Here is a 25394-nt window from a genome sequence, read left to right as displayed (position 1 = left end):
GTGGGACCAACATGGATGAGACGTGGTTCGCACCCGTCTGCGCCTATTGCGAGCGGGCCGATGGCAGCTTCTGGGCCGAACCCGTCAACGCGCTGTCGAACGTCGCCTTCCTGATCGCCGCCGGGGCGGTCGCCTGGCGGGAGCGGCGGGGCGCGCGGCCCGATCCTGTCATTCTGGTGCTCGCAGGCCTCGTCGCCGTGATCGGCCTCGGCTCGTTCCTGTTCCACACCCTTGCCGTGCGCTGGTCGCTCCTGGCCGACGTCATCCCCATCGCAGCGTTCATCCATGCCTACTTCTTCCTGGCGATGCGGCGCTTCTTCGCGTTCGGGCCCGGACCGGCGCTTGCCGCGACCCTGCTGTTCGCGGCCTTCGGCTTCGGCCTGGAGCCGGCCTTGGACATCCTCCTCGGCCCCGCGCTCGCGGCCGCCACCAACGGCTCCATCGCTTACGTTCCGGCGATCCTGGCCCTCGTCGGCGTCGGAGCCGGCCTTCTCGTGCCACAGCGGGGCGGGCGCGACCCCGCCCGGTACGCCGCCGGCACCGGTCTGCTCGCCATCGCGGGCCTGTTCGCCCTGTCGCTCGCGTTCCGCACCCTCGACCGGAGCCTGTGTGCGAGCCTGCCCCTGGGCACGCACTTCCTCTGGCACATCCTCAACGCCGGGGTGCTCTCGGCCCTCCTCGTCACGGCGCTCCGCTACCGGTCGCGTCGAGGCTGAACCCCGCCGGCGGATTTGTTGCACCCCCCTGGGATTCGTTGCAGAAGAGCGCGCCGCTCCCCGACCGGAGCGAACGGAACGACCCGTGGACGGTCGCCCCGTACCGGGCATGCCCCGGACGGCCCATGGAAGATGACGGATCGCGCGCCATGAAACAGAGCCTCCGCCTCGGCGTCGCCGGCCTCGGCACCGTCGGTGCCGCCGTGGTCCGCATGGTCGCCCGCCGGGCCGACGCCCTCGCGGCCGCCAGCGGCCGCGAGGTCCGCATCACCGCCGTGTCGTCCCGTGACCGGGGCCGCGACCGGGGCCTCGATCTCGCCGGCGTCACCTGGTTCGACGATCCCGTGGCGCTCGCCGCCAGCCCGGACATCGACTGCGTGGTCGAACTCATCGGTGGTGCCGAGGGCCCGGCCAAGGCCACCGTGGAAGCGGCCATCGCGGCGGGCAAGCACGTGGTCACCGCCAACAAGGCGCTGCTGGCCAAGCACGGCGCCGCCCTGGCCCGGGCGGCGGAGACGAAGGGGGTCAGCCTCGCCTACGAGGCGTCCGTGGCCGGCGGCATCCCGGTGATCAAGGCCCTGCGCGAGGGCCTCACGGGCAACGCCATATCGCGCGTCTACGGAATCATGAACGGCACCTGCAACTACATCCTCACCCGGATGGAGCGAGAAGGCCTGACCTTCGAGGCCTGCCTCAAGGACGCGCAGGCCCTCGGCTACGCCGAGGCCGACCCGACCTTCGATGTCGAGGGCTTCGACACCGCCCACAAGCTCGCCATCCTGACGAGCCTCGCCTTCGGGGTCGAGATCGACGCCGAGGGCGTGTCCGTGGAGGGTATCTCGGCGATCCAGCCCCTCGACCTCACCATGGCGGAGGAGCTCGGCTACCGGATCAAGCTCCTCGGCGTCGCCCAGGTGGCCGAGGGCGGCATCGAGCAGCGCGTCCACCCGACCATGGTGCCGAAATCCTCCGCCATTGCCCAAGTGATGGGCGTCACCAACGCGGTCACCATCGACGCCGACGCGGTGGGCGAACTCACCCTCATCGGGCCCGGGGCCGGCGGCGAGGCCACGGCCTCGGCGGTGGTCTCCGACATCACCGACATCGCGGCGGGCGTGAATCGTCCGACCTTCGGGCGCCCGCACGCGGCCCTCGGCCCGTCGCAGCGCGTCGCCATGCAGCGCCACGAGGGGGGCTACTACATCCGCCTCACGGTCCACGACCGGCCGGGCGTCGCCGCCGGTGTCGCCACGCGCATGGCCGAGCGCGACATCTCCATCGAGAGCATCCTCCAGCGCCGCTCGGAGAGCGCCGCCTCGAAGGACCCGCACGGCCGCTCCGGCCAGCCCGTTCCCCTGGTGTTGATCACCTATGCGGCGACGGAAGGAACCATCCGGGCCGCCCTCGACGCCATCGCGGCCGATGGGCTCCTCGCCGAGGCGCCGCAGCTCATCCGCATCGAGCGGGAATAAGCCGCTGCGCACGGAGACTCGCCCCCATGTCGATGACGCAAAATTTTGCCAGGAACCCGTGCAGAAGGCGGGCCCGACGATAGTGTTTCTCGAACTTTAGTTCATAGAGATCACACGAACGGCGAAAGGCGCGGACAGGTCCATGGCGTACGGCAAGACGACACCCGGCAGTACGGTCGGTCGCACCCTGGCCCTTGAACTGGCTCGGGTCACCGAGCGCGCCGCGATCGCGGCGGCCCACCTGCGTGGCCAGGGCAAGGAGCGGGAAGCCGATCAGGCCGCCGTCGATGCCATGCGGGCCGAGCTGAACACACTGCCCATCGACGGCACCGTCGTGATCGGCGAGGGCGAGCGCGACGAGGCACCGATGCTCTACATCGGCGAGCGCCTCGGCACCGGCGCGGGGCCGAAAGTCGACATCGCCGTCGACCCCCTCGAGGGCACCACCCTGTGCGCCAAGGACATGCCCGGCGCCATCGCGGTGATGGCGCTCGCCGAGGCCGGCTCCCTGCTGGCCGCCCCCGACGTCTACATGCAGAAGATCGCCATCGGCCCCGGCTATCCGGCGGGGCTGGTCGACCTCGACGCAAGCCCCGCCGACAACATCGCGGCACTGGCCCGTCACAAGGGCATCGACCCGGCCCAGATCACCGCGATCATCCTCGACCGGCCACGCCACATGGCCCTGGTCGCCGCCGTGCGGGCGACGGGGGCCGGCATCCGTCTGATCTCGGATGGCGACATCGCCGCCATCATCCACACGACGAGCCCGGACGAGACCGGCGCCGACATCTACCTCGGCATCGGTGCCGCCCCCGAGGGCGTCATCGCCGCCGGTGTGCTCCGGTGCATCGGCGGCCACATGCAGGGCCGGCTCATCCTCGACAGTCACGAGAAGCGCGAGCGCGCGGCGCGGATGGGCATCAGCGATCCCAACCGGAAGTACGAGCTCCACGACATGGCCCGCGGCGACGTCATCGTGGCGGCCACCGGCGTGACCGACGGGGCGCTCCTGAAGGGCGTGCGGTTCAAGCAAGGCCACGTCGAGACCGAGACGGTGGTCTACCGCTCGGCCACCGGCACCGTTCGGCGCATCATCGGCGAGCACCGGCGGATGCAGCCCTTGGAGGGATGAAGGAGGCGGGGCCGGGGATCAATCCCGGCAGGCGTTCCGTTGCTCCTCGCGCACGATGTCGGCAACCTTGGCCCGGTCGCGGGCGGAGAGCGGCACATCGCGGATGCTGTCGTAGGGGCAATTGGCGTTGCCGAAGGCCTTGATGGCGCGGGCCGTGCGAAAACAATAGCCGGCCTCGGCATAGACGGCGTTGCGCTCGCCCCAGAGTTCACCGCACGGGAAAGCGGCCAGCGCCGGCGCGGCGGGCAGGATCAAGAGGCAGGCGAGGGCGAGGCGGCGCATCAGGGGACTCCCGGGGAGGCGCGATCCTGGCGTGTTTCAGAGCTGCCGCAAGGGTATCCGGCGGGCCTTCTCGAGAGAAGCCCGCCGTCGGACGGCGGGCGCCGCGTCAGTTGAACAGCGAACCGACGCCGCCCTGCACGCGGCCGAGGCCCTGCTTGGCGATGGGGTTGGAGGGATCGAGCTGCGCGGCGCGCTGGTAGCTCTCCATCGCTTCCTTGCGGCGGTTGGACTTCTCGTAGGCCACGCCGCGATAGGCCCAGGACGTGGCGTCCTTGTTGTTGACGTTGAGCGCCGCGTTGTAGTCCTCGATGGCCTTGTCGAACTGGTTGGTGGCGATGAGGCTCTGGCCGCGGGCGGCGTAGGGCGCGGCCACGAACGGGTTGCGATCGATGGCGGCGTCGAAATCGGCGATGGCCTGGGTGTTCTGGTTCTGCTTCTGCCGCACGAGGCCGCGGGCGTGATAGGCTTCGGCCGATTCCGGCGTCAGGCGGATCGCCTGGTTGAGGTCGCTGCCGGCGCCGTCGAGGTCGCCCTGGGCACGCAGGACATTGGCGCGGCCGATATAGGCCGGACCGTAGTTCGGGTCCGCCGCGATGGCCTTGGAGAAATCGCCCAAAGCCGCGTCGTTGCGGCCGATTTGGCGGTTGGCGAGCGCCCGGTTGTTGTAGGCCGAGGCCGAGTTCGGATCGATCTGCACCGCCTTGGTGAAATCGCCGATGGCGTCGTTGAACTGGCCCGAACGGGCGTAGGCGGCGCCGCGCGTCACGTAGGCGGCGGCATCGTTGGGGTTGCGCTGGATCACTTCGCTGAGCGAGGCGATGTTCACGTTGGTGGCGCCCGTCGTGTCGGTCTCGAGCACGGCGAACTGCTTCGGCGCACCGGCATTGCCGTAGGTCTCGCACCCACCGAGCGCGGCCGCCACGAGGGCGGCCCCGATCAGCCCCGCCTTCGATGCCCGCAGCGTCAGAACCGTCATGAACCCGCTCCCCCCGGGGCGTCCGCGCATGGCACGGCCCCGCCCATAAACCTGTGCCCGAACCCGGACCGCCCCGATCCGCGAGCCCGTGCCGGAACGGTCGCGTATCGCGGTGAACGCGCGCTTAAGACCCGCACCGTTCCTGCCCCTCAAGCGTGCCCATGTGGCGAACGTATGGCCCGTCCCGCGCAACCGTCCGCAGGGGCTGTCCCGGGGTCGCAACGGCAAGGCACTGTGGTGCGAGGGCCGCAGTCGGAGGGCCGGTTCAGGCTTCCGCCGCTTCGATGGCGCCGCTGAGGTCGAGCCATTCCTCCTCGGCCGATTCGAGGGCGCCGGCGGCGTCCGAGCGCATTTTCGCGAGTTCCCCCGCCTTGGCGGCGTTGGCCTGGAAGGCGGTGCCGTCGGCGAGGGCCGCGTCGATCTTGGCCATGGCCTCGGCGAGCTTCTTCATCCGCGCCTCCACCGCCTCGATCTTCTTGCGCAAGGGGGCGAGGGCCACCCGGCGCTCGGCGTTGGAGCGCCGCTCCACCGCCTTGACCCCGCCGGCGGTCTCGACCGCTTCCTTCTCCGCCGGCCGCTCAGGGCCGGCGAGCACGAGGCGGCGGTAATCGTCCATATCCCCGTCGAAGGCCTTCACGCTGCCATTGGCGACCAGCCAGAGTCGGTCGGCGCAGGCCTCGACCAGGAAACGGTCGTGGGAGACGAGGATGACGGCGCCCTCGTAATCGTTGATCGCCTCCACCAGGGCCTGCCGGCTCTCGATGTCGAGGTGGTTCGTCGGCTCGTCGAGGATGAGCAGATGCGGGCCGTTGAAGGCGGCGAGCCCCATGAGCAGCCGGGCCTTCTCGCCGCCGGAGAGCTGCGAGACCGGCGTCTCGGACTTGGTGCCGGAGAAGCCCAGCCGCGCGGCCGCCGCCCGCGCCTTCGATTCCGGCACGTCCGGCATCAGGTCGCGGACATGGGCGTAGGCACTCTCGGCCGGGCGCAGCTCGTCGAGCTGGTGCTGGGCGAAGTAGGCGACCTCCATCTTGCCGGAGCGCCGCATCTCACCGCTCAAGGGCGGCAGGCGCCCGCCGATGAGCTTGCAGAAGGTCGACTTGCCGTTGCCGTTGGCGCCGAGCAGCGCCACCCGATCGTCGGGGGCGAGGCTGAGGTTGAGGCCCGACAGGACGATCCGGTCGGGATACCCCGCCTGGACCCGCTCCATGGCGACGATGGGCGGCGACAGCGGACGCTCCGGGCTCGGCAGGCGGAACTTCGGCACGTCGTCCTCGATCACCGAGGCGATGATCTCCATCTTGGCGAGCCGCTTGACGCGGGACTGGGCCTGGCGCGCCTTCGTGGCCTTCGCCTTGAACCGGTCGACGAAGCTCTGGAGATGGGCGCGCTCGGCGTCCTGCTTCACCTTGGCCTTGGCCTGGAGCGTGCGCTTCTCGGCCACCTGACGGGCGAACGAGGTGTAGCCGCCCCGGTAGATGGCGAGCTTGCCCCGGTCGAGGTGGAGGATGTGATCGACGCACTCGTCGAGCAGGTCGCGGTCGTGGCTGATGATCACCGCCGTGCGCGGATAGCGTTCGAGATAGTCGTAGAGCCAGATGGTGCCCTCGATGTCGAGGTAGTTGGTCGGCTCATCCAGAAGCAGCAGGTCGGGCTCGGAGAACAGCACGGCGGCCAGAGCCACACGCATGCGCCAGCCGCCCGAGAAGTCGGAGCACGGGCGGCCCTGTGCCTCGGCATCGAACCCGAGGCCGTGCAGGATGGCCGCCGCGCGCGCCGGGGCCGAATGCGCCTCGATGTCCACGAGCCGGGTCTCGATCTCGGCCCGGCGCAGGCCGTCGGCGGTCTCGGCCTCCGCCATCAGGCGCGCGCGCTCGGTGTCGGCGGCCAGCACCACGGCGTGCAGGGTCTCGGGGCCGGCCGGTGCCTCCTGCGCCACGGCGCCGATGCGCATGCCCTTGGGCATCGACACGGTGCCGCCCTCCGTCGGCAATTCGCCGAGGATCGCCCGGAACAGGGTGGTCTTGCCCGCCCCGTTGCGGCCCACGAGCCCGACCCGGGCCCGATCCGGAATGACGAAGGTGGCTCCGTCGAGGATCAGGCGTTCGCCGATGCGGTAGGTGAGGTCGTTGACGCGCAGCATGGACGGGGTTCTGGCGCCGCGCCCCGGCCGTGGCAAGCGGCGCGCGGCGGTTTCCTGGAGCGTGCGGCCTCCTGGGCCGCGCGGATCAGACGAGTTCCCAGGCGGCGGGGTCGGCGAGGAGCGCCGCCACGAGGGCGTGGTTGAGGTTGTGGCCCGTATGCCGGGCGGTGACGTGGCCCAGAACGGGATGGCCGATGAGGGCGAGATCGCCGACGAGGTCGAGGAGGCGGTGACGCACGGGCTCGTCGGCCCCCCGCATGCCGCCGATGATGCGGTTTCCGAAGATCGCCGCCGTGCTGCGGACATTGGCCCCCCGCAGCACGGACCGCCCGGTGGCGTAGGCGTAGAGCTTGAGGGGCACGGCCCATTTCAGCCGGCCGAAGCTGCGCGAGGGGGCGAGGGATTCCACGAAGCTGGCCTGCGTGACCGTGCCCTGCCAGCGCATGACACCGAACTTCGCGAGCGCGAGTTCGCCCGTGATGCTGAACCCGTCCGAGGGCTCGATGCGCAGACTGCGCTCCCCGTCGCGCACCTCCACAGTCCGGCGCACCCGGAGCTGGCGACGCGGCGCGGCGAGGGTCTGCCGTCCCGCCTGCGCGATGGCCGCGCACCAGGGCAGGGCGCTGCCGTCGAAGATCGGGAGTTCCTCGGCGTCGAGATCGACGGTGGCGTTGTCGATGCCGAAGGCGCTGAGGGACGCCATGAGGTGCTCGACCGTCCGCACCAGGGTCCCGTCCGGCCCACGTAGGGCGGTGCAGAGCGGCTGCGCCTCGCGCAGGTGCCAGAGGGCGGGCACGCACGCCCATCGCCCCATGAGGGATCGCCGGAAGACGATCCCGGTTTCGGCCTCGGCGGGCGAGACCCGGACCGTCGCCTTGCGGCCCGTATGGAGTCCGCGCCCGGACAGGGTGAAGGCCGCGCCGAGGGTGGCCTGGACAGCGAGGGCCTGAACCGGGCCGGCCGACGGGGTCTGCACCCAAATCGGCTCGAAAGGGACAATATCCTCCGCCGGGCTAGACAGTCTAAGGCGGACGGAGGATTGGCCGAGCATCGCGAAATTCCGCCCCCGAACCGACGCGACAAGTGCTCAACGGGGAAAAATTCGGCTACCAATCCATCTTGAACTTGGCAAGCGGGTGCGCGGCCTCCATCCCCGTTGTGCGCCACCTTGCACGAAAACTGGGACGCTGAAGCAACACCCGGCGCGGCACGAGCCTATCCACCCCCATCGCGCGGACGGCGGCTTGACCGGCCCGTACCCGGTCGTCACGATCGCGGTTCGGGATCATCGGGTATCCGACGAACACCGGAAGCATGGGCCGGCCACGGCCTGGGTTGGCGCGCCGGATCGGCAGCGATCCCCTCGAGGTCAGGATCGGGCGCAGGGCGCCACCAGGAGTTTTTCGATGAGTCGGCTGGCGACAATCCCGTTCTTCAAGGAACCGGGAATCGAGTTGTCGTCCTACGAGACGCGTTGCCACTGGCGCCGGTTCGACGAGAACGAAGTCCTGGTCGATTACGACGACGTCTCCACCGACGTGTATTTCCTGGCCTCCGGCGAGGTCCGCATCCTCAACCGGTCGCAATCGGGCAAGGAGGTGATCCTCGGCGAGATGCGCGGCGGCGCGTTCTTCGGCGAACTCGCGGCCCTCGACGGCATCGGCCGCTCGGCCAACGTCACCGCGCTGACGCGGGGCGAGGTCTGCGTCGTGCCGGCCCCGATCTTCCGCCAGATGATCTTCGCCTCGGAGGCCATCGCCGACCGGCTGTTCCGCCTGCTCGCCAAGCGCGTGCGCGAACTCAACACCCGCATCATGGAGCACGCGCTCCTCGACCTGCGCCACCGCCTCTACGCCGAGTTGCTGCGCCTCTCGGTGCCGCGCACGGGCGGGGACGGTGCGCGCGTCGTCACCCCGCCGCCCTACCACCACGTGCTCGCCGCCCGCATCGGCTGCCGCCGCGAGCAGGTGACCCGCGAATTCACCGTCATGGCGGCGGACGGCCTCATCGACCGCACCCGTGGCGCCCTCGTGATCCGCCGGCCCGACCTCCTGGAGGCCCGCGTCGCCGAGGCCCTGCGGGAGGACAGCTGAGTCTTGGGCGGGACGGGTTCGACGCCGCGCCTCGATCTCACGGGAGTCACGAAGCGGTTCGGTGACAGTGTTGCCGTGGCGGACGTCTCCCTCGCCCTGGCGGCGGGCGAGTTCTTCTGCCTGCTCGGGCCATCGGGCTGCGGCAAGAGCACCCTCCTGCGCCTCGTGGCGGGATTCGAGGCGCCGAACCTCGGTGTCATCCGGGTCGATGGGCAGGACATGGCCGGCCTGCCGCCGCACCGGCGGCCGGTGAACATAATGTTCCAGTCCTACGCCCTGTTCCCGCACAAGGATGTCGCCGGGAACATCGCGTATGGCCTCCCGGATCTGGGACGGGCGGACCGGACCGGCCGGGTGAGGGACCTGTTGGCCCGCGTGCGCCTGGAGAACTTCGAGAACCGTCGGATCGAGACCCTGTCGGGCGGCCAGCGCCAGCGGGTGGCGCTGGCCCGGGCGCTCGCCCGCGAGCCCGGCGTTCTCCTCCTCGACGAGCCCCTCGGCGCCCTCGACCGGGGCCTGCGCGAGGAGACGCAAGGCGAGTTGCGCGCCCTCCAGCGCCGCCTCGGGATCACCTTCGTGATGGTCACACACGATCCCGGCGAGGCGATGGCGCTGGCCGATCGCATCGGCGTGATGGATCGGGGCCGGCTCGTGCAGGTGGGCGACGCCGCCACCCTCTACGAGCGCCCCGCGACCCGCTTCGTCGCCAGCCTCCTCGGCGACGTGAACCTGATCCCGGGCCGGGTTGCCGGGCGGGACGGCGACTGGGCCGTGGTCCAGACGGGGTTCGGGCCACTGCGCGCCCGCGCGCCCGGGACCATGCCGGGGGAGGGGGAGGCGGCCACCCTGGCCATCCGTCCGGAACGCGTCGGCCTCGGCGCCGGGACGGGACCGGCCGGGACGGTCACGGAGGTGACTTTCCTCGGCGAGCGCATCCGCCGCCGGATCCGCATGGAGGACGGCACCCTCCTGCGGGCGAGCATGCCGGCGGTCGCCCAGGCACCGGACCCGCATGGGGTGGGCGCCGCGATCCGCCTCGACCTCGATCCGGAAGCCTGTCGGCTTCTACCGGCATGAAGCGACCCGCCCGCCTCCTCGCCGTCGTCCCGGCCCTGTGGCTCGCCGCCTTCGTCCTCGTGCCCGCTCTGATCGTCCTCAAGATCAGCCTGTCCGCGGCGGCCACCGCGCAACCGCCCTATCTGCCTGTCCTCGACTGGAGCGCCGGGCCGGTGGGCTGGAGCAGCTTCCTCGAAGCCCTCGACTTCACCAATTTCGAGACCCTGCTGGGCGACGCCCTCTACCGGGACGCCGCCCTGCAATCCCTGTGGCTCGCCGGCCTCGCCACCCTGATCCTGGCGCTCATCGGCACGCCCCTGGCGCACGCCATGGCGCGGTCGCCCAAGCGATGGCAGCCGCTCCTCGTCGCCCTCGTGATCGTGCCGTTCTGGACGAGCTTCCTCATCCGCACCTACGCCTGGATCGCGATCCTGAAGCCGGAGGGGCTCCTGAGCGCCGTCCTTCTGCGCCTCGGTCTCATCGATCGCCCCCTCGAGATCCTCGGTACGCAGGCCGCGGTCCTTGTCGGGCTGACCTACGCCTACCTGCCGTTCATGGTGCTGCCGCTCTACGCCGTGATGGTCCGCCTCGACCCGAGCCTGCGCGAAGCCGCCGCCGATCTCGGCGCGTCGCCCATCCGGGTGTTCTGGAGCGTGACCCTGCCGCTGGCCCGGCCGGGCCTCGCCGCGGGGGCGCTCCTGTGCTTCGTGCCGATGGTCGGCGAGTTCATCATCCCGGATCTGCTGGGCGGCTCCGACACCCTGATGCTCGGGCGCGTGCTGTGGAGCGAGTTCTTCTCCAACCGCGACTGGCCCCTCGCCTCGGCGGTGGCGATCCTCATGCTCGCCCTCGTCGTCGTGCCCCTCGTCCTCCTGCGCGAATCCGGCACGTCGGACCGGGATACGGTCCGGTGAGCCATTTCGGTCGCATCACCCTCGGCCTCGGACTCGCCTTCCTGTACGGACCGATCCTCGTCCTCGTGGCGTTCTCGTTCAACGCCTCGGCCCTCGTCACGGTCTGGGGCGGATTCTCGACCCGCTGGTACGGGGTGCTGTTCGCCGACGGCGCGCTCCTGGCCGCCGCCCTCGTCTCCCTGCGGGTCGCCCTCGCGGCGGCGGCGCTCGCCACCCTGTTCGGCACCCTGGCGGCCCTGGCGCTGGACCGTGGCGGACGCTTTCCCGGCCGCTCCGCCTTCGCCGGCCTCCTCTACGTCCCCATGGTGATGCCCGAAGTGATCACCGGCCTCGCCCTCCTGCTCCTGTTCGTGGGCACCGGCCTCGAGCGCGGGCTCGTCACCCTCGTGGTGGCGCACGCCACCCTCGGCCTCGGCTTCATCGCGGTGATCGTCGGCGCCCGGCTCAAGGGGCTCGACCACACCCTGGAAGAGGCCGCCGCCGACCTCGGCGCGGGCCCGCTGCGGGTGTTCGCCACAGTGACCCTGCCGCTCATCGCCCCGGCGGTGGCGGCGGGCTTCCTCCTCGCCTTCACCCTGTCCCTCGACGATCTCGTCATCGCGAGCTTCGCCGCCGGGCCCGGGGCCACAACCTTGCCCATGCGGCTCTACAGCCAAGTCCGTCTCGGGGTGAACCCGGAGATCAACGCCGCCTCGACGTTGCTGGTGGGCGGCGTGACCCTCATCGTCCTGGGCGCCTCCTGGCTGTCGGCATGCGGTGGCATCCGGTCCGATGTGGGCACCGGTTGATCTCTGCGCGATGGCGGGAGGAAGTCGGTCAATTCCAGGCGCCGCGCGGGCTGCCTGACAACCGGCACCGCTTCGATCGAGCGAAGAGACGGTCTCAGGGCGCGTAGGCGCGCGCCGCCGCCGGCAGGTCCGGCTTGCCGCCCGCCGGCGGCGCGCGCAGGGCGCCGGTGGATGTCAGGCCGCCGCCATCCTCGGGGGCAGCCTTGCGGACCACGATGGCGTCCCAGGGCCCGACGATGGCATAGGTCGGTCCCGGGCGTGCGGTGCCGTCGGCGGCCGCGCGCGGCCGGAGCTGCGCCCGGGCCTCGAAGCGGCGCTCGGGCAGGACCACGGCGCCGCTCAGGGTCCCGGTCAGCGCGGGCGTCCGCAGGACGCCATCGACGATCTCCCCGACGCCATCGACGATGCGCAGGGTCAGGCTGGCATGCTCGAAGGCCGTCCGGCCGTTGCGGCGGGCCAAGGCTCCGGTCGCGACGGTCCCGTTGCGATGGACGACGTCGACGAGATCGATTCCCGCCAGGGCGCCCCCGTCGATGGAGAGTGTCGCCCGTCCGTCGAGATGGCGCATGAGCGTGTCCGGCATCGCGCCCGTGCCCTCCATGACGACCTGCCCGCGTGCGGCCCCGAACACCGAGCGGTCCTGACCGAGATCGACCAGAACGGCACCGAGGTCGAGGTGGTCGAAGGCGCCCTGGAGCCTGAATTCGGTCTTGTTCGGTTCGTCCGCCGCGGGGGTGAGGCCGAGACGCCCCTTCACGAGGCCGCCCTGCAGGGTCGCGCGGCTCAGGGCCGCCTCGATGCCGCCCCGGCGTACCAGGACGCTGGCGGCCACGTCCTCGAAAAGCAGCGGGCCCATGCGGGCGCCTCCCGCCGAGACCCGCAGGTCGAGGTCGCCCCCCATGAGCGGATGCAGGGCGAGGCTGCGTCCGCTCCAGCCCGGTGACTCGGCGTCGTCGCGCCCGAACAGGCGCAGGGTCTCGGCGAGGAGGGGCGCGAGGTTCAGGCTGTCGGCCGCCAGGGTCGCCTGGATGGCCGGACGTCCGCCCGTCAGGGAGACCGCGCCGGCGCCCTCGAAGCGATTGTCGCCGACTTCGAGACGCACGCTCGGCAGGAGCAGGGCCCGGTCCCGAATCTCGAAGGCGCCCGCGAGAGCGAAAGCCTCAATCATCGGCGACAAAGCCACGTCGCCGCCCATCCAGCCCAGGGTCTCGGGCAGGGATCGGGTCCGCAGGCTGGCGCTGCCGGTGAGCGCCAATCCTCCGTCGAGGAGACCCTTGTCGAGGGAGCCTTCGCCCTCCACGGAGAGACTGCCCGCCGGCCAGTCGGCCGTCGCGACGAACGGGCTGCGCGCGCCCGTGGCGAGGTCGGCGATCCGCAGGCCGGTGAGGGTGAAGCGGGCCGGAACCGCGTTCCACCGGAATGCGCCGGCCACATCGACCTGTGCGCTCCAGCTGGGCCAGGACACCGTGAGATCGACGTCCCGGGCGGTCTGCACTTGGCCGTCGCGCGGGTCGCGCCCCGTCACCGTGACCTGGCTCAGGGTGAGGCGGCGGGGATGGGCGGAGCCCGGCTCGACGAGCCGCGCGGCCCGCGCTCTCGGACCGGCCCAACGCGTATCGTCGTCGCGGGTGGGCAGGCTCACGGTCCCGCCCTCGAGGGAGGCGGTGTTGACCTCGATCCGCCCGGCGAGGAGGGCGAACAGGTTGAGCTGGAGCTTGAGGGCACCGCCCTCGGCCAGGGGCGCGTCGTCCGTGGTCGCGGCGAGACGTACGCCGCCGAGGCTGAGGCGGGGCAGGGGCAGGAGCGCCACCTCCGCCGGGCCGGAGGCCGTCAGGGCGATACCGTAGCTCTGGGCCAGCGGACCACCGACGAAGGTGACGGCACGCTGCGTCGGTACCGTCCATGGCAGGCAGGCCCCCACGAAGCCGGCGGCGACGGCACCGAGGCCGAGAAGGGGAACGAGACGTCGCAGCGACAGGGCACTCCGTGCGGAGGAACGCGGGCCGGACCCTTCCGGCGCGTCCAGCCGATGTTCGTCGCGGGCGCCCCCACCCGGCGACGAACGCTGATGCGATCCGAACCCCTACCCGCTCCGGAGCGGTTTGTCTCCCGGGGCAGACGGCCGTGCACCGGCCGATGGCGGGGCCAGGGTTGGCATCGGAATCGAGTGACACCCGCGCGGACCTGTCGAGGCACACCGTAACCCCCCGCTGGTCAACATGAATTGCTTGGCGTAACCGCAACGAAGCGCGATGCTGACGGCAGGCCGAGACCTGCTGCCGGAGATCTTTGGGGGGAGGGCGTTCATGAAGAAAGTACGCAACGATGCGACGGAGGCCCTGGCCGGTCTCCTCAAGGATGGGATGACGGTGATGGCCGGGGGCTTCGGCCTGTGCGGCATCCCCGACGAACTCATCGACGCGATCCGCGAATCGGGGGTCAAGGACCTCACCGTGATCTCGAACAATGCCGGCATCGACGGCGTCGGCCTCGGCAAGCTCCTGGAGACCCGCCAGGTCGCCAAGATGATCTCGTCCTATGTCGGCGAGAACAAGGAGTTCGCCCGGCAGTATCTCGGCGGCGAACTCGCCATCGAGTTCAATCCGCAGGGGACGCTCGCCGAGCGCATCCGCGCGGGCGGCGCCGGCATCCCGGCCTTCTTCACCAAGACGGGTGTGGGCACCCTCATCGCCGAGGGCAAGGAGGTTCGCGAGTTCGACGGCGAGAGCTACGTGATGGAGCGCGGGCTGTTCGCCGATCTCGCCATCGTCCATGCCTGGACCGGCGATACGGAAGGCAACCTCGTCTACCGGAAGACGGCACGCAACTTCAATCCGATGATGGCCACCGCCGCCAAGGTCACCGTCGCCCAGGTCGAGCACCTCGTGCAGCCCGGCGAGATCGACGGCGACGCGATCCACACGCCGGGCATCTTCATCAAGCGGATGATCCACGTGGCGATCCGCGAGAAGCGCATCGAGCAGCGCACGACGCGCAAGCGCGGCGAGCCCGCCATCCCCCCCGCCGCCGTCTGACGAGAACGCAGGAGACACACCCCATGGCCTGGACCCGCGAACAGATGGCGGAGCGCGCCGCCAAGGAACTGCGCGACGGCTTCTACGTGAACCTCGGCATCGGCATCCCGACCCTGGTCTCGAACTACATCCCCGAGGGGATGTCGGTGCAGTTGCAATCGGAGAACGGCATGCTCGGCATGGGCCCGTTCCCGTTCGAGGGCGAGGAGGACCCCGACCTCATCAACGCCGGCAAACAGACCATCACGGAACTGCCGACCACGAGCTACTTCTCCTCGTCGGATTCCTTCGGGATGGTCCGGGGCGGACACATCAACCTGTCGATCCTCGGCGCGATGCAGGTCGCCGAGAACGGCGACCTCGCCAACTGGATGATCCCGGGCAAGATGGTGAAGGGCATGGGTGGGGCCATGGACCTCGTGGCGGGCGTCAAGCGCGTCGTGGTGGTGATGGAGCACGTCGCCAAGGGCAAGGACGGCTCGGAGGCGCCGAAGCTCCTGGCGGAATGCGATCTGCCGCTCACCGGCACCCACGTGGTCGACATGGTCATCACGGATCTCGGCGTCTTCACCATCGACAAGAAGGGGAACGGCGGCATGACCCTCGTCGAACTCGCCGAGGGCGTCACCGAGGACGAGATCCGCGCCAAGACCCAGGGCGCCTTCACCACGCGACTGGCCTGATCCGCCTCGTTTCGGGACGCCGGGGCCGGGTCCGGCGCCGGCATGGCTAAGCGGCCGTTAAGTCGAACCGTCGAAGTGTCAGCGCAGGCCGTGGACCGATCGTTCCCCGGCCTGCGTTGCGTGAGACGAGGGTGACGGCGTGATGGATAGCGTTCCGGCAAGGATGGACAATGTCGTGCCGTTCCGACGGGCGGCCCCGCCCCCGGCCCAGCCCCGTGGGGCGAGCCCCCCGCGCCGGGCGACCAACGCCATGCGCCGCGGCGACCAGCGCGCGGTGATGGATGCGGTCTACGCCACCGGCACCCTGGCGGTGGCCGCCGGCGACCGCGAGACCAAGCTCATCGCCGCCCGCCTGCAGGTCTACGGTTTCCTGACCATCGAGGAGATCGACGCGGACGGCGCGCCCCGGCGCTTGCGTCCCTCCGAGGCGATCCGCGCCCGGCCCGAGCGCCCCTGGCGCGTCACGAAGGCGAGCTACGGCGCCAGCCTCGCCGTGACGATCCCGGCCATCGACGGCTTCCTGTTCGAGCAGCCGGCCTGACCACGGCAACCGTCGGGGGGGGCGACAGCCGAACGAACCCTCGGACAATCCGGAGGTGACGGGGCCGGTCCGGCCGGATATGTCTCCCTTGCGCCTTCCTGTGCGCCGGGCCTGTAGCTCAATGGTTAGAGCCGACCGCTCATAACGGTCTGGTTGCAGGTTCGAGTCCTGCCGGGCCCACCATCGGGTTTTTAAGTCCTTGTTTTAGAAAGACTTTCCGCCTTCGATCCCGCACCGGGGACGAGGGTGCGGGAGCCGACCTCGCTTCCCGGGCAAGCTTGGCCCGGTTTGCGGTGCGTGTGTCGGTCGCGCTTTCCCAACTTCCGTCGGCCCATCCGAACAGCGCGTTGAGCTGGGATTCCGTCGCGCCCTCTTCGACGGCACGGCGCGCGCCGGCCTTCCGAAGCCCGTGCGCGGAACCCGGGCAGTTCGCCTTCCGGCACACCTTCCCGAACCACCTTCCGAACGACTCCTTGGCGAAGGGACGTCCGCGATCCGTCGCGATGAACGTGAGCTCGCCCGTCGGCGCAGCAGCGATCGAAGCGGCGAGGGGCAGGAGGATCGGCGCGATCACCACCATCCCGGTCTTCTCGGGGCGGATCGTGAACTCGCCGTTGCGGACGTGGGGCCTGCCGAGGCGCATCACGTCGCCGCGACGCAACCCGGTGAAGAGCAGCAGGTCGAACGCGAGCCGCTGGCGGGTGCCGACAGGCCACTTCGCCTCGAACCGCTCCAGTTCTTCCTCGGTCCACGCATGAAACCCGTCATCGTTGTTGCCGGCCAGGAGCTCGATGCCGGTCGTCGGGTCGACCTTGACGTCGTCGGCGTCCAGGGCCCAGCGGAACAGCCCGCGCAGGAACTTCAGGAAATCGTTGGCGGCATAGGGGGTGTCGCGGCGGCGGTCCCGGCCGGCGAGGATCGCACGGCGATCGATCGCCGACAGCAGTTCGTCGCCCGCCGTTTTCTCGATGGCGCGGTAGAACCCGTGTCGCTGCTTGCGGGTGGCTGGCTTGAGTTCGGACCACTCGGCCGACGCAACGTACTTCGCGATCAGCCACGACAGCGTGCCGGGCTTCGGGCCGGCGGCCGGCGCCAGCGGCTTGCCCTCCACAGCGAGGCGATAGTCGCGCCAGAACTCCGGGCTGCCATAGGCCTCGCGCATCCGGGTCCGCGGTCCTTGGCCGACCCGGACGTACCAGACCACGGTGCCGTGGCGGTTGGTCTCTCGGACCAGATGGGGCGGTCGAGGGCGAGGCATGTCGGCGGTCATAGGCACCACACGCTCATCGCTGGCAACCTCGTCGGGAAGCGGGGGTCGGCGTTCTGATCAGGAGAGCGACCGAGCTTCCATCGCGCCGAGATATCAGAGCCCGGCCTCGAACGCCCACTGCTCCGTTCCGATCATCTGTCCGCCGGTGACCGCCCACTGGCCCGAGGTGATCTTGTTGTCGCTCACCTGGAAGCTGGCGACGCCCCCAGACCCTGGAGCACCGGCGGCCTGGAAAACGACCGACAGTACGGAGCCGGAGAGGATGCCGGTTCCGATCTGACGCGAGGACCCGATCTGCCAAACGATGCTGTAGGTCTCCCCCGACTTCTTCACGGCAGCCTCGCCCCGGTAGACCTGTGACTGGCCGGGGTTTCGTCCTTCGATCTTGTAGCGCCCCTCGATCGCCGCCGCCGGCAAGCTTGTGGCGACCAGGGCGGCGAGCGCCAGTGCGACTTTCATGGACGCTTCATCCTTGCAGGGTCAGCCCGAACCTGGGCCCCTTCGACCTTGCACCAAACCTCCGGTGCTGGCCAAGCAGCACCGAGGATAGGTCAGTCTGCCGGCCCAAACCGCAGTCGAAGGCCTTCCATCGCACGATCCGGAAGCGCTCCGATTTCGTCGCCCAAGCGAAGAGCGAAGTCGACCCGATCCGCGTAGGGCACGGGCCCGGTTGGCCCGTAGGCGTAGGCAACGCAGACGCCGAGGCCGAGTGAAGCCACGATCTGAAGCGCAAAGAATCGAACGACAACGCGGCGCAGGCCGGTGTCGCCATCTCTGGCCAAGTCCTGAGCCTCAAGAAGCCCACCGTGATTACCGACCAGCATTGAACCCTCCCCATCGAGGACTCCGAAAATGCCCGCTTCGGTTTTGACGGAACGTTAATCCACAGGCCGCCGGAGGCGAACATTTCGCATGTTTCGCTCTTTTCGGGTCGGCCTTCGCGCTGCGCATCCAGGGCTTACTGGAGGTGCCCGGCCTCCCGCAGCGCCTTCTCCACCGCTTCGCGGACTCGCTGCATCCCATCGTCGTTCTGAGCCGGCGGCGGCCGTAGCGGCACCATCGACTCGAACTGAAGCGCCTCGGGCGGCAAGTCCGCAGGCTGCTGTTCGGCCAGAACCTTTTCGCCCATGCCGCCGGCGATGGCCCCCAACAGTTTCGCAAGCATCCGCGCGCCCTCCACTCGTGCCCTCATCAATATTCGGGCCAGCGCGGTTTCGTTCCCCCCAGGCTGACCCGCCGGCCTCCTGCTGCTTCTGAACTATCGGAGAGAGATCATGGACCTGAGCGCCATTGGCGAAGCCGTGCTCATCCCCCGCGAGGGCCGCCGGCTCAAGGCTTACCGCGATTCCGTCGGGGTCTGGACCATCGGCATCGGCCACACGAGCGCGGCCGGCGCGCCGCTGGTCACGTCGGGCCTGACGATCACCTCGGCGCAGTGCGACGCCATTTTCGAACGCGACATCGCCAAGTACGTGGCGGCGGGCCGTCTCGGACTGGAGGTGGCAGTTTCACAGAACGCGTTCGATGCCCTGGTCAGCAATTGCTACAACATCGGCCCCGGCGCGTTCGCGGGCTCGACCTTCCTCAGGCGGATCAATGCCGGGGACATGGCCGGGGCCTACGATGCGATCCTGATGTGGAAGAAGCCGGCGGCCATCCTCACCCGTCGTCAGGCCGAGGCCCAAGCAGTTCGTCACCGCCTACGCCTCCGTGATGCCGCGCGCGACGACCGCGCAGAAGCCCGTCGCCGTGGCGGCCCCCATCATCGCCGTGCTGACGCCGACGGTGGCGACGCCCGTCATCGTCCCCATCGCGCCGACCATCACCGCGCGGCCGAACCTGCTGATGCGGTTCTTCCGCTGGATCGATGACACCTATGGCGACGGCGCCAAGGTGACCACGAACGACAACGCCGCGCCGACCATCCGCAGAGCGGCCTGACCGAACTCCCGAGCCGGCCGGATCCGCCGCGCAGCCTCCCAACTCCACCCAAGGACATCCGACGACCCGCATCTTCCTCGCGGCGCTGGCGCTCGCCTGTGCCCGCTCCATGCCTGCCTTCGGTGCCGAGGTCGTGGCCCCCATCCCGGTCGCGCCAGCGGTGATCCTGCCCTGGGGTGACTGGATCGTCGCCATGTCGCGGTCGAGGGTCTCGGACAGGGCGACGGCGTCCCGGCCGGCGGATGGCCAACGGGCCCGACGAGGACGAGGGAGGCGCCGCGGTGGGAAGAGGCGACGCGCGAGCGGATGTCGGTGCCGCCGGCGCAGATGTTGAGGTCCGCCGCGCCCTCCTCGACGCCGGCCACGACGCCACCGCTCGGCCGCTCCTCCAGATCGATCCGGATGTTGGTCTGGACCGCCAGGACGGCCGTCCTTCCGACGGCGCTCCTACAGGTGTCTCAGCCCGAAGCTCTCGAGCAGGGGAAGGAGTTCGTCGCGCGCGCGCGCGCGATGCCGATGTGCCCGCTCCTGAGCCATGGCGGCATCCCCCATCCGGATCGCTTCGACGATCCGCTCGTGCTCGGCCACGGAGGCGCCGAGTTCACGCCGGAGCTTGAGGGTCAGCATGCGGGCGCGATGCGCCTGATCGGTGATCGCCTGGTTGATCCGGATCATGCGGCCGTTGCCGGCACGCTCGACGAGGGTGCGATGGAATCCCTCATCCGCATGTCCCCATGCCGCGAGATCACCCACCTCCCGAGCCTCAGCCATGGCGCCCGTCAGCGCGGCGAGTTCCGCCGCCACGGCCTCGCGTTCGGCCGCGGGCTTCTCCGCCAACAGGGCGGCCGCCCGTCCTTCGATGGCGATGACGACATCGTAGATCTCGCGCACATCCGCGGGCGCCAGGGCGCAGATGACGATGCCCTTGCGGGGTAGGATCCGGACAAGGCCGTCCTCCTGCAGGCGGATGGCGGCCTCGTGCACGGGAGTTCGGCTCATGCCGAGGCGCAGCGCGATCTCCTGCTCGGATGCCTGGTACCCGGGCGGGAACCGCGACTCCCGGATCTCCTCCTTCATCGCCGCGTAGGCGTCGTCGACGAGGGACGGACGCCGTTCCGCCTCCTCGTCCTTCGCAGCGCGCATCCGGGCCATCCATGCCTCCACCTATCGTGCATGCCTACCAACTTCCATGGAAGTTGCAACGCATGCTTGACATCGTGATCTGCAGTATCATACCTAACTCCATCTTGCATGGAAGTTGGCACTCAAGACCGATTCGATTGCAGGCGCTTCCCCAGGAGGAAACGATGGACGCTTCGCTCGAAAAGGCGACCATGCGCCGGGTCTCATGGCGCTTGGTTCCCTTCATCTGTCTTCTCTACTTCATCGCCTTCATCGACCGCGTGAACATCGGCTTCGCGGCCCTGACGATGAACAAGGATCTCGGCTTCTCGTCCGCTGTCTTCGGCTTCGGCGCGGGGGTGTTCTTCTTCGGCTACTTCCTGTTCGAGGTGCCGTCGAACATCGTCCTCGACAAGGTCGGTGCACGCCTCTGGATCGCCCGCGTGATGATCACCTGGGGCATGATCTCGGGCGCCTTCGCCTTCGTGCAGGGTGAGACGAGTTTCTACGTCCTGCGCTTCCTGCTCGGCGCGGCGGAGGCCGGCTTCTTCCCGGGCATCATCCTGTATCTGACCTACTGGTTTCCGGCCCGCTACCGGGCGGGCGTCGTCTCGCTGTTCATGGCGGCGGCACCGGTCTCGGTGGTGCTCGGCTCGCCGATCTCCAGCGCGCTCCTGGAGATGGAGGGCGTTCTGGGCCTCCATGGCTGGCAGTGGATGTTCATCATCGAGGCCATTCCGGCCGTCATCCTCGGCGTGGTCGTGCTGTTCTACATGACCGACCGGCCCGAGAAAGCGAAGTGGCTGCCCGAGGACCAGCGTGGGTGGCTCGTCGCGGAGATGAACGCGGAGCATGCCCGCAAGCAGGTGGCCGCCAAGCACGGCATCCTGGCGGGTATGGCCGACCCCCGCGTCCTGGCGCTCGCCCTCGTCTACTTCGGAACCTCGGCCGGTCTGTACACCCTCGGCATCTGGGCGCCGCAGATCATCAAGAGCTTCGGCCTGTCCACGATGGCCGTCGGCTTCCTCAACGGCGTGCCGCCGACCCTCGCGATCATCGCCATGATCCTGTGGGCGCGCCACTCCGACAGGACGGGCGAGCGCACCTGGCACGTGGTCATCGCCTGCCTCGTCGCCTCCATCGGCCTGATGCTGGCCGGCGGCGCGGCCTCGACCGTCGCGGTCATCGCCGCCCTCAGCCTCGTCAACGTCGGCATCAGCGCGGCGAAACCCCCGCTCTGGGCCATGCCGACGATGTTCCTGTCCGGTTCGGCGGCGGCGGTGGGCATCGCCACCATCAACTCCATCGGCAACCTCGGCGGCTTCGTCGGGCCCTGGGCGATCGGGTGGATCAAGGACCGGACGGGCAGCTTCACCGGCGGCCTGATCTTCGTGGCCGCCCTCCTCGTCCTCTCGGCCATCGTCACCCTCGTCGTCGCCCGCGCCGGGCGCCGGCCCGAGCCCGCGAGCGCCGTCGCGCGCTGAAAACCTCCCCCTCGTTCTCACGGAGACCCGTCATGTCGAAGACCTACACCATCGCCGCCATCCCCGCCGACGGTATCGGCATCGAAGTCATCGCCGCCGGTATCGAAGTGCTCGATGTCCTGGCCGAGAAGACCGGCACGTTCGCCTTCCAATTCGACCACTTCGACTGGGGCTCGGACTACTACAAGAAGCACGGCGTCATGATGCCCGCCGACGGGCGCGACCAGATCCGCAACCATGACGCGATCTTCTTCGGTGCCGTCGGGGCCCCCGATGTCCCCGATCATATCACCCTGTGGGGCCTGCGCCTCGCCATCTGCCAGCCCTTCGACCAGTACGCCAACGTCCGTCCGACCCGCATCCTGCCCGGCATCACCAGCCCGCTGCGCCACGTCTCCGGGCCGGAACTCGACTGGGTGATCGTGCGCGAGAACTCCGAGGGCGAGTATTCCGGCGTCGGCGGGCGCGTCCACCAGGGCCATCCCAACGAGGTCGCCACCGACGTCTCGATCATGACCCGCTCGGGCGTCGATCGCATCATCCGCTACGCGTTCAAGCTGGCGCAGAGCCGCCCGCGCAAGCTCCTCACCGTGGTGACGAAGTCGAACGCCCAGCGCCACGCTATGGTGATGTGGGACGAGATCGCGGCGGAAGTCGCCGCCGACTTCCCCGACGTGACCTGGGACAAGATGCTGGTCGACGCCATGACCATGCGCATGACGATGAAGCCGCAGACCCTCGACACCATCGTGGCGACCAACCTGCACGCCGACATCCTCTCGGATCTGGCCGCCGCCCTCGCCGGGTCGCTGGGCATCGCGCCCACCGCCAACATCAACCCGGAGCGGACCTACCCGTCGATGTTCGAGCCGATCCACGGCTCGGCCTTCGACATCACCGGCAAGGGCATCGCCAATCCGGTCGCCACCTTCTGGACCGCCTGCCAGATGCTGGAGCACCTCGGCGAGAAGCCCGCGGCCGACCGGCTCATGCGCGCCGTGGAGCGCGTCACCGCCGATCCGAGCCTGCACACGCCCGACCTCGGCGGCACGGCGACGACCCGCCAGGTGACGGATGCGGTCATCGCCGCGATCCAGGGCGACAACGAGTAAACGCAAGGCCCGAAGGCGGTGTCATTCGGGCCTTACGAGACTGGGGGAGCAAACAATGATCTGGAAGGGATAAGCGATGACGGAATACCGTGAGACCGCGAACCTGAGCCTTGGCCGCCGCAATTTGTTGAAAGGGGTCGTTGTTACCGCCGCTGCCAGCGCTTGGACGACAGCCTCTGTTTCCCGCACCGCAGCGCAACCGCTGGAAAGAGCGACCAACTTTGATCCTAGTGCGATAAAAGTTTTGCTGTTCGATGTTCAAGGCACAACGGTTGATTTCTACGCGACGATAGTTCGACGGGGCGAGAGTATTACAAGCGCACATGGGATCCAGGCCGATTGGACTGCGATCGTAGATCAGTGGCGTTCCGAGTACCGCCGACGCCTTGATCAAGTGATTGCTGGCACGAGCCCATGGAGGTCAACCGACCGTATCTTTCGTGAATCTCTCGATGCGTTGCTTGAATCTCATGATTGGGGGCAAAAACTTGATTCGGATGAACGCGACAAGCTTACTGCAGTTTGGTCACAGCTTGAACCATGGCCGGACTCCGTACCGGGGCTTGAACGGTTAAGCAAAAAGTACACCCTTTCAACTTTGTCCAACGGCAGCATGGCTTCAGTCGTAAGTATCGCCAAACTTGGTCGCTTACCCTTTGACTGCATCCTGACCGCCGAACTTGTTCAATCTTCCAAGCCAGACCCAAAAGTATATGCGTTGGCACAAAACGCTTTCGCCGTGCGGCCAGACCAAATTCTCATGGTAGCCTGTCATAAATATGATTTAAAGGCGGCCAAAGCGTTGGGCTTCCGAGTTGCCTTCGTGCCCCGTCCTTTAGAGTTCGGCCCCCGCGGCAAGGTCGATCTGGCGCCCGAAAGTTATTTTGATTTGATGCCGAAAGACTTTATTGATCTCGCAGATCAGATGGGAGCCTGATTTTCCTGCCCGTGCCTACTGTAAGAGGTGCGGCGACCCAAAGGGTCGCCGATGCCTTGCCCAAACCCCTGGACGATGAAATCCTCATCGGACCGAAGACCGATCTCCGACGGATGTCCGTGCGACCCCGAACGTCCGATCCCCTCGAGGAGGCGGCCGCGAGGCCGAATCAGTCATGCGCCGTCATCGCCACGCCAAGATCGTCGCCACCGTCGGCCCCGCCAGTTCGGCCCCTGAAAAACTCCGGGCCCTGTTTCTCGCCGGTGTCGACACCTTCCGCCTGAACTTCAGCCACGGCGTCCAGGCCGATCACGCGAAGGTCCACGCCGCGATCCGCGCCCTCGAACGGGAGGTCGGCCGCCCCATCGGCATCCTGCAGGACCTCCAGGGTCCCAAGATCCGCATCGGGACGCTCACAGGTGGCCGCCTCGACCTCGTCACCGGCGAGACCGTGCGCTTCGTGCTCGACGGCAGCGACGGGGATCGCCGGTCGATCCCCCTCCACCACCCCGAGATCTTCGCGGCCGTCGTGCCGGGCCAGGATCTGCTCATCGACGACGGCCGCGTGCGGGTTCGCGTCGTCGGCCTGGAAGCCGGCGCGATCGAGGCCGAGGTCATCAACGGCGGCCCGATCTCGAACCGCAAGGGCGTCAACCTGCCGGGCACCCTCCTCGACCTGTCGCCGCTCACCCCGAAGGATCGCGCCGACCTCGCCTTCGGCCTCGACCTCGGCGTCGACTGGGTGGCCCTCTCCTTCGTCCAGAAGCCGTCCGACGTGATCGAGGCCCGCGCCCTCATCGGCGACCGGGCCGGCATCATGTCGAAGATCGAGAAGCCCCAGGCCCTCGAGCGCATCGACGACATCATCCGGCTCTCCGACGCCGTGATGGTGGCGCGCGGCGACCTCGGCGTCGAGATCCCGCACGAGGACGTGCCCGGCCGTCAGAAGGAGCTGATCCGCGCCTGCCGGCTCGCGGTGAAGCCCGTCATCGTCGCGACCCAGATGCTCGACTCGATGGTGGGCGCCCCCGCACCCACCCGCGCCGAGGCCTCCGACGTCGCCACCGCGATCTACGACGGCGCGGATGCCGTCATGCTGTCGGCGGAGTCCGCGACGGGGCTCTATCCCGTCGAGGCCGTCTCGATGATGGATCGCATCATCCGCAGCGTGGAGGGACACAAGCTCTACCGCTCCATCGTCGCCGCCTCGCAGCCGGGCGAGGAGGAGACGCCGCCGCACGCCGTCGCCACCGCGACGGCGGTGCTCGCCGAAGCCGTCCATGCCAGCGCCATCGTCACCTACACGGCGAGCGGAACGACGGCCGCGCGGGTGGCGCGCAAGCGTCCGGCCGTGCCGATCCTCGCCCTGACGCCCAACGTCGCGACCTCGCGGCGGCTGAGCCTGCTCTGGGGCACCCATCCGGTCCACACGGACGACGTCGATTCCTACGAGGAGATGACGGCCAAGGCCGCGCAGCACGCGCGGGACGAGGGCTTCGCCAAGCCCAACGACATGATCGTCACCACCGCGGGCATCCCGTTCCACACGGTCGGCAACACCAACAACATCCGCGTCATCCAGATCTGACCGGCCACGCCCGACGCCAGGTCCTGCGCATCGGGGCGACGGACGCCAGGACCGCGACCACCACGTTCGCCGTCCGCCCGGACTTCCGCTTCAGCGCTGGGATGCCGGT

25 protein-coding genes and 1 tRNA gene are annotated in these 25394 nt (G+C 69.2%); 17 read left to right on the top strand and 9 right to left on the bottom strand.

Going from position 1 to position 25394, the window contains the following annotated elements; all coding sequences use genetic code 11:
• The first annotated feature begins 11 nt into the window (after positions 1-11).
• The 3 genes from MKK49_RS06785 (at position 12) to glpX (ending at position 3323) form a co-directional block, all read left to right on the top strand.
• A complete protein-coding gene (locus MKK49_RS06785; RefSeq protein WP_244027283.1) occupies positions 12-716 on the top strand; it encodes a ceramidase domain-containing protein in 705 nt (234 codons plus the stop codon).
• A gap of 149 nt (positions 717-865) precedes the next feature.
• Positions 866-2188 (top strand): homoserine dehydrogenase, encoded by a 1323-nt coding sequence (locus MKK49_RS06780; protein ID WP_244027282.1) that lies wholly within the window; start codon positions 866-868, stop codon positions 2186-2188.
• Between the two features lie 142 nt (positions 2189-2330).
• Positions 2331-3323: a class II fructose-bisphosphatase gene (glpX, locus tag MKK49_RS06775; protein ID WP_244027281.1), complete on the top strand. Its 993-nt coding sequence runs from the start codon at positions 2331-2333 to the stop codon at positions 3321-3323.
• A gap of 18 nt (positions 3324-3341) precedes the next feature.
• On the opposite strand, the gene MKK49_RS06770 is transcribed toward glpX, so the two are convergent.
• The 4 genes from MKK49_RS06770 to lpxC all read right to left on the bottom strand — a co-directional run bounded on the left by MKK49_RS06770 (position 3342) and on the right by lpxC (position 7697).
• Positions 3342-3605, bottom strand: a complete 264-nt coding sequence (locus tag MKK49_RS06770; RefSeq protein ID WP_244027280.1) for a YARHG domain-containing protein — start codon at positions 3603-3605, stop codon at positions 3342-3344.
• Between the two features lie 106 nt (positions 3606-3711).
• The gene (locus MKK49_RS06765; RefSeq protein ID WP_244027279.1) at positions 3712-4581 is read right to left on the bottom strand and encodes a tetratricopeptide repeat protein; all 870 of its coding nucleotides are present in this window, start codon (positions 4579-4581) and stop codon (positions 3712-3714) included.
• A gap of 265 nt (positions 4582-4846) precedes the next feature.
• Complete coding sequence (locus MKK49_RS06760; RefSeq protein ID WP_244027278.1) at positions 4847-6721, bottom strand: ABC-F family ATP-binding cassette domain-containing protein; 1875 nt, start codon at positions 6719-6721, stop codon at positions 4847-4849.
• An 85-nt stretch (positions 6722-6806) separates the two neighbouring features.
• Positions 6807-7697 carry a UDP-3-O-acyl-N-acetylglucosamine deacetylase gene (lpxC, locus tag MKK49_RS06755; RefSeq protein WP_244027277.1) on the bottom strand — a complete coding sequence of 297 codons (891 nt, stop codon included), beginning with the start codon at positions 7695-7697 and terminating at the stop codon, positions 6807-6809.
• A gap of 430 nt (positions 7698-8127) precedes the next feature.
• Between lpxC and MKK49_RS06750 the strand changes: the two genes are divergently transcribed.
• The 4 genes from MKK49_RS06750 to MKK49_RS06735 are packed head-to-tail and all read left to right on the top strand — an operon-like array spanning position 8128 to position 11572.
• Positions 8128-8814 carry a Crp/Fnr family transcriptional regulator gene (locus MKK49_RS06750; RefSeq protein WP_056092281.1) on the top strand — a complete coding sequence of 229 codons (687 nt, stop codon included), beginning with the start codon at positions 8128-8130 and terminating at the stop codon, positions 8812-8814.
• A 3-nt stretch (positions 8815-8817) separates the two neighbouring features.
• On the top strand, positions 8818-9891 hold the full coding sequence (locus MKK49_RS06745) for an ABC transporter ATP-binding protein (protein ID WP_244027276.1): 1074 nt from the start codon (positions 8818-8820) through the stop codon (positions 9889-9891).
• Positions 9888-10784, top strand: a complete 897-nt coding sequence (locus tag MKK49_RS06740) for an ABC transporter permease (protein WP_244027275.1) — start codon at positions 9888-9890, stop codon at positions 10782-10784. Before MKK49_RS06745 ends, MKK49_RS06740 begins: the two co-directional genes overlap by 4 nt.
• Entirely contained in the window at positions 10781-11572 is a 792-nt protein-coding gene (locus MKK49_RS06735; protein WP_244027274.1) for an ABC transporter permease subunit, read from the top strand. The genes MKK49_RS06740 and MKK49_RS06735 overlap by 4 nt, the downstream gene beginning before the upstream one ends.
• A gap of 94 nt (positions 11573-11666) precedes the next feature.
• Here the strand turns inward: MKK49_RS06735 and MKK49_RS06730 are convergent, their stop codons facing one another.
• Positions 11667-13493 (bottom strand): AsmA-like C-terminal region-containing protein, encoded by a 1827-nt coding sequence (locus MKK49_RS06730; RefSeq protein ID WP_244027273.1) that lies wholly within the window; start codon positions 13491-13493, stop codon positions 11667-11669.
• 385 nt (positions 13494-13878) lie between these two features.
• Between MKK49_RS06730 and MKK49_RS06725 the strand changes: the two genes are divergently transcribed.
• From MKK49_RS06725 to MKK49_RS06710, 4 genes are all read left to right on the top strand, one after another.
• Entirely contained in the window at positions 13879-14607 is a 729-nt protein-coding gene (locus MKK49_RS06725; protein ID WP_244027272.1) for a CoA transferase subunit A, read from the top strand.
• Positions 14608-14630: 23 nt separating this feature from the next.
• The gene (locus MKK49_RS06720; RefSeq protein WP_147709474.1) at positions 14631-15290 is read left to right on the top strand and encodes a 3-oxoacid CoA-transferase subunit B; all 660 of its coding nucleotides are present in this window, start codon (positions 14631-14633) and stop codon (positions 15288-15290) included.
• Positions 15291-15432: 142 nt separating this feature from the next.
• Positions 15433-15831, top strand: coding sequence for a hypothetical protein (locus MKK49_RS06715; RefSeq protein ID WP_244027271.1), 399 nt, complete (start codon positions 15433-15435; stop codon positions 15829-15831).
• Between the two features lie 107 nt (positions 15832-15938).
• Positions 15939-16014: transfer RNA gene (locus tag MKK49_RS06710), tRNA-Ile, on the top strand.
• Here the strand turns inward: MKK49_RS06710 and MKK49_RS06705 are convergent.
• On the bottom strand, positions 15971-16567 hold the full coding sequence (locus tag MKK49_RS06705; RefSeq protein ID WP_279595370.1) for a tyrosine-type recombinase/integrase: 597 nt from the start codon (positions 16565-16567) through the stop codon (positions 15971-15973). The two genes, MKK49_RS06710 and MKK49_RS06705, sit on opposite strands and share 44 nt — an antisense overlap.
• 18 nt (positions 16568-16585) lie before the next feature.
• Here MKK49_RS06705 and MKK49_RS06700 point away from each other — a divergent pair, with 18 nt between their 5' ends.
• Entirely contained in the window at positions 16586-17158 is a 573-nt protein-coding gene (locus MKK49_RS06700; RefSeq protein ID WP_244027270.1) for a hypothetical protein, read from the top strand.
• A 36-nt stretch (positions 17159-17194) separates the two neighbouring features.
• Here MKK49_RS06700 and MKK49_RS06695 read toward each other — a convergent pair whose 3' ends face one another.
• On the bottom strand, positions 17195-17560 hold the full coding sequence (locus MKK49_RS06695) for a hypothetical protein (protein ID WP_244027269.1): 366 nt from the start codon (positions 17558-17560) through the stop codon (positions 17195-17197).
• A gap of 499 nt (positions 17561-18059) precedes the next feature.
• Positions 18060-18266 (bottom strand): hypothetical protein, encoded by a 207-nt coding sequence (locus tag MKK49_RS06690; protein WP_244027268.1) that lies wholly within the window; start codon positions 18264-18266, stop codon positions 18060-18062.
• 109 nt (positions 18267-18375) lie between these two features.
• Between MKK49_RS06690 and MKK49_RS06685 the strand changes: the two genes are divergently transcribed.
• Positions 18376-18972 (top strand): lysozyme, encoded by a 597-nt coding sequence (locus MKK49_RS06685; protein WP_244027267.1) that lies wholly within the window; start codon positions 18376-18378, stop codon positions 18970-18972.
• A 517-nt stretch (positions 18973-19489) separates the two neighbouring features.
• Here MKK49_RS06685 and MKK49_RS06680 read toward each other — a convergent pair.
• Positions 19490-20194, bottom strand: coding sequence for a GntR family transcriptional regulator (locus MKK49_RS06680; protein WP_244027266.1), 705 nt, complete (start codon positions 20192-20194; stop codon positions 19490-19492).
• A gap of 155 nt (positions 20195-20349) precedes the next feature.
• Between MKK49_RS06680 and MKK49_RS06675 the strand changes: the two genes are divergently transcribed.
• The 4 genes from MKK49_RS06675 (at position 20350) to pyk (ending at position 25285) form a co-directional block, all read left to right on the top strand.
• Positions 20350-21648, top strand: a complete 1299-nt coding sequence (locus tag MKK49_RS06675; RefSeq protein ID WP_244027265.1) for an MFS transporter — start codon at positions 20350-20352, stop codon at positions 21646-21648.
• 32 nt (positions 21649-21680) lie between these two features.
• Positions 21681-22760 (top strand): tartrate dehydrogenase, encoded by a 1080-nt coding sequence (locus tag MKK49_RS06670; RefSeq protein WP_244027264.1) that lies wholly within the window; start codon positions 21681-21683, stop codon positions 22758-22760.
• Positions 22761-22836: 76 nt separating this feature from the next.
• Positions 22837-23697: a haloacid dehalogenase type II gene (locus MKK49_RS06665; RefSeq protein ID WP_244027263.1), complete on the top strand. Its 861-nt coding sequence runs from the start codon at positions 22837-22839 to the stop codon at positions 23695-23697.
• A 175-nt stretch (positions 23698-23872) separates the two neighbouring features.
• On the top strand, positions 23873-25285 hold the full coding sequence (gene pyk / locus MKK49_RS06660) for a pyruvate kinase (RefSeq protein WP_244027262.1): 1413 nt from the start codon (positions 23873-23875) through the stop codon (positions 25283-25285).
• The last annotated feature ends 109 nt before the right edge of the window (positions 25286-25394 follow it).

Origin of the sequence: Methylobacterium sp. J-090 (assembly GCF_022829345.1) — a bacterium.
GTDB lineage: Bacteria > Pseudomonadota > Alphaproteobacteria > Rhizobiales > Beijerinckiaceae > Methylobacterium.
This window is presented reverse-complemented; position numbering and strand designations above follow the sequence as displayed.

What these genes read in the sequence shown, in the direction of transcription:
- MKK49_RS06785 (WP_244027283.1), top strand. Translation starts at nt 12, where the DNA reads ATGGATGAGACGTGGTTCGCACCCGTCTGCGCCTATTGCGAGCGGGCC.
- MKK49_RS06780 (WP_244027282.1), top strand. Translation starts at nt 866, where the DNA reads ATGAAACAGAGCCTCCGCCTCGGCGTCGCCGGCCTCGGCACCGTCGGT.
- glpX (WP_244027281.1), top strand. Translation starts at nt 2,331, where the DNA reads ATGGCGTACGGCAAGACGACACCCGGCAGTACGGTCGGTCGCACCCTG.
- MKK49_RS06770 (WP_244027280.1), bottom strand. Translation starts at nt 3,605, where the DNA reads ATGCGCCGCCTCGCCCTCGCCTGCCTCTTGATCCTGCCCGCCGCGCCG.
- MKK49_RS06765 (WP_244027279.1), bottom strand. Translation starts at nt 4,581, where the DNA reads ATGACGGTTCTGACGCTGCGGGCATCGAAGGCGGGGCTGATCGGGGCC.
- MKK49_RS06760 (WP_244027278.1), bottom strand. Translation starts at nt 6,721, where the DNA reads ATGCTGCGCGTCAACGACCTCACCTACCGCATCGGCGAACGCCTGATC.
- MKK49_RS06750 (WP_056092281.1), top strand. Translation starts at nt 8,128, where the DNA reads ATGAGTCGGCTGGCGACAATCCCGTTCTTCAAGGAACCGGGAATCGAG.
- MKK49_RS06740 (WP_244027275.1), top strand. Translation starts at nt 9,888, where the DNA reads ATGAAGCGACCCGCCCGCCTCCTCGCCGTCGTCCCGGCCCTGTGGCTC.
- MKK49_RS06725 (WP_244027272.1), top strand. Translation starts at nt 13,879, where the DNA reads ATGAAGAAAGTACGCAACGATGCGACGGAGGCCCTGGCCGGTCTCCTC.
- MKK49_RS06720 (WP_147709474.1), top strand. Translation starts at nt 14,631, where the DNA reads ATGGCCTGGACCCGCGAACAGATGGCGGAGCGCGCCGCCAAGGAACTG.
- MKK49_RS06715 (WP_244027271.1), top strand. Translation starts at nt 15,433, where the DNA reads ATGGATAGCGTTCCGGCAAGGATGGACAATGTCGTGCCGTTCCGACGG.
- MKK49_RS06700 (WP_244027270.1), top strand. Translation starts at nt 16,586, where the DNA reads ATGAAACCCGTCATCGTTGTTGCCGGCCAGGAGCTCGATGCCGGTCGT.
- MKK49_RS06695 (WP_244027269.1), bottom strand. Translation starts at nt 17,560, where the DNA reads ATGAAAGTCGCACTGGCGCTCGCCGCCCTGGTCGCCACAAGCTTGCCG.
- MKK49_RS06690 (WP_244027268.1), bottom strand. Translation starts at nt 18,266, where the DNA reads ATGCTTGCGAAACTGTTGGGGGCCATCGCCGGCGGCATGGGCGAAAAG.
- MKK49_RS06685 (WP_244027267.1), top strand. Translation starts at nt 18,376, where the DNA reads ATGGACCTGAGCGCCATTGGCGAAGCCGTGCTCATCCCCCGCGAGGGC.
- MKK49_RS06680 (WP_244027266.1), bottom strand. Translation starts at nt 20,194, where the DNA reads ATGGCCCGGATGCGCGCTGCGAAGGACGAGGAGGCGGAACGGCGTCCG.
- MKK49_RS06675 (WP_244027265.1), top strand. Translation starts at nt 20,350, where the DNA reads ATGGACGCTTCGCTCGAAAAGGCGACCATGCGCCGGGTCTCATGGCGC.
- MKK49_RS06670 (WP_244027264.1), top strand. Translation starts at nt 21,681, where the DNA reads ATGTCGAAGACCTACACCATCGCCGCCATCCCCGCCGACGGTATCGGC.
- MKK49_RS06665 (WP_244027263.1), top strand. Translation starts at nt 22,837, where the DNA reads ATGACGGAATACCGTGAGACCGCGAACCTGAGCCTTGGCCGCCGCAAT.
- pyk (WP_244027262.1), top strand. Translation starts at nt 23,873, where the DNA reads ATGCGCCGTCATCGCCACGCCAAGATCGTCGCCACCGTCGGCCCCGCC.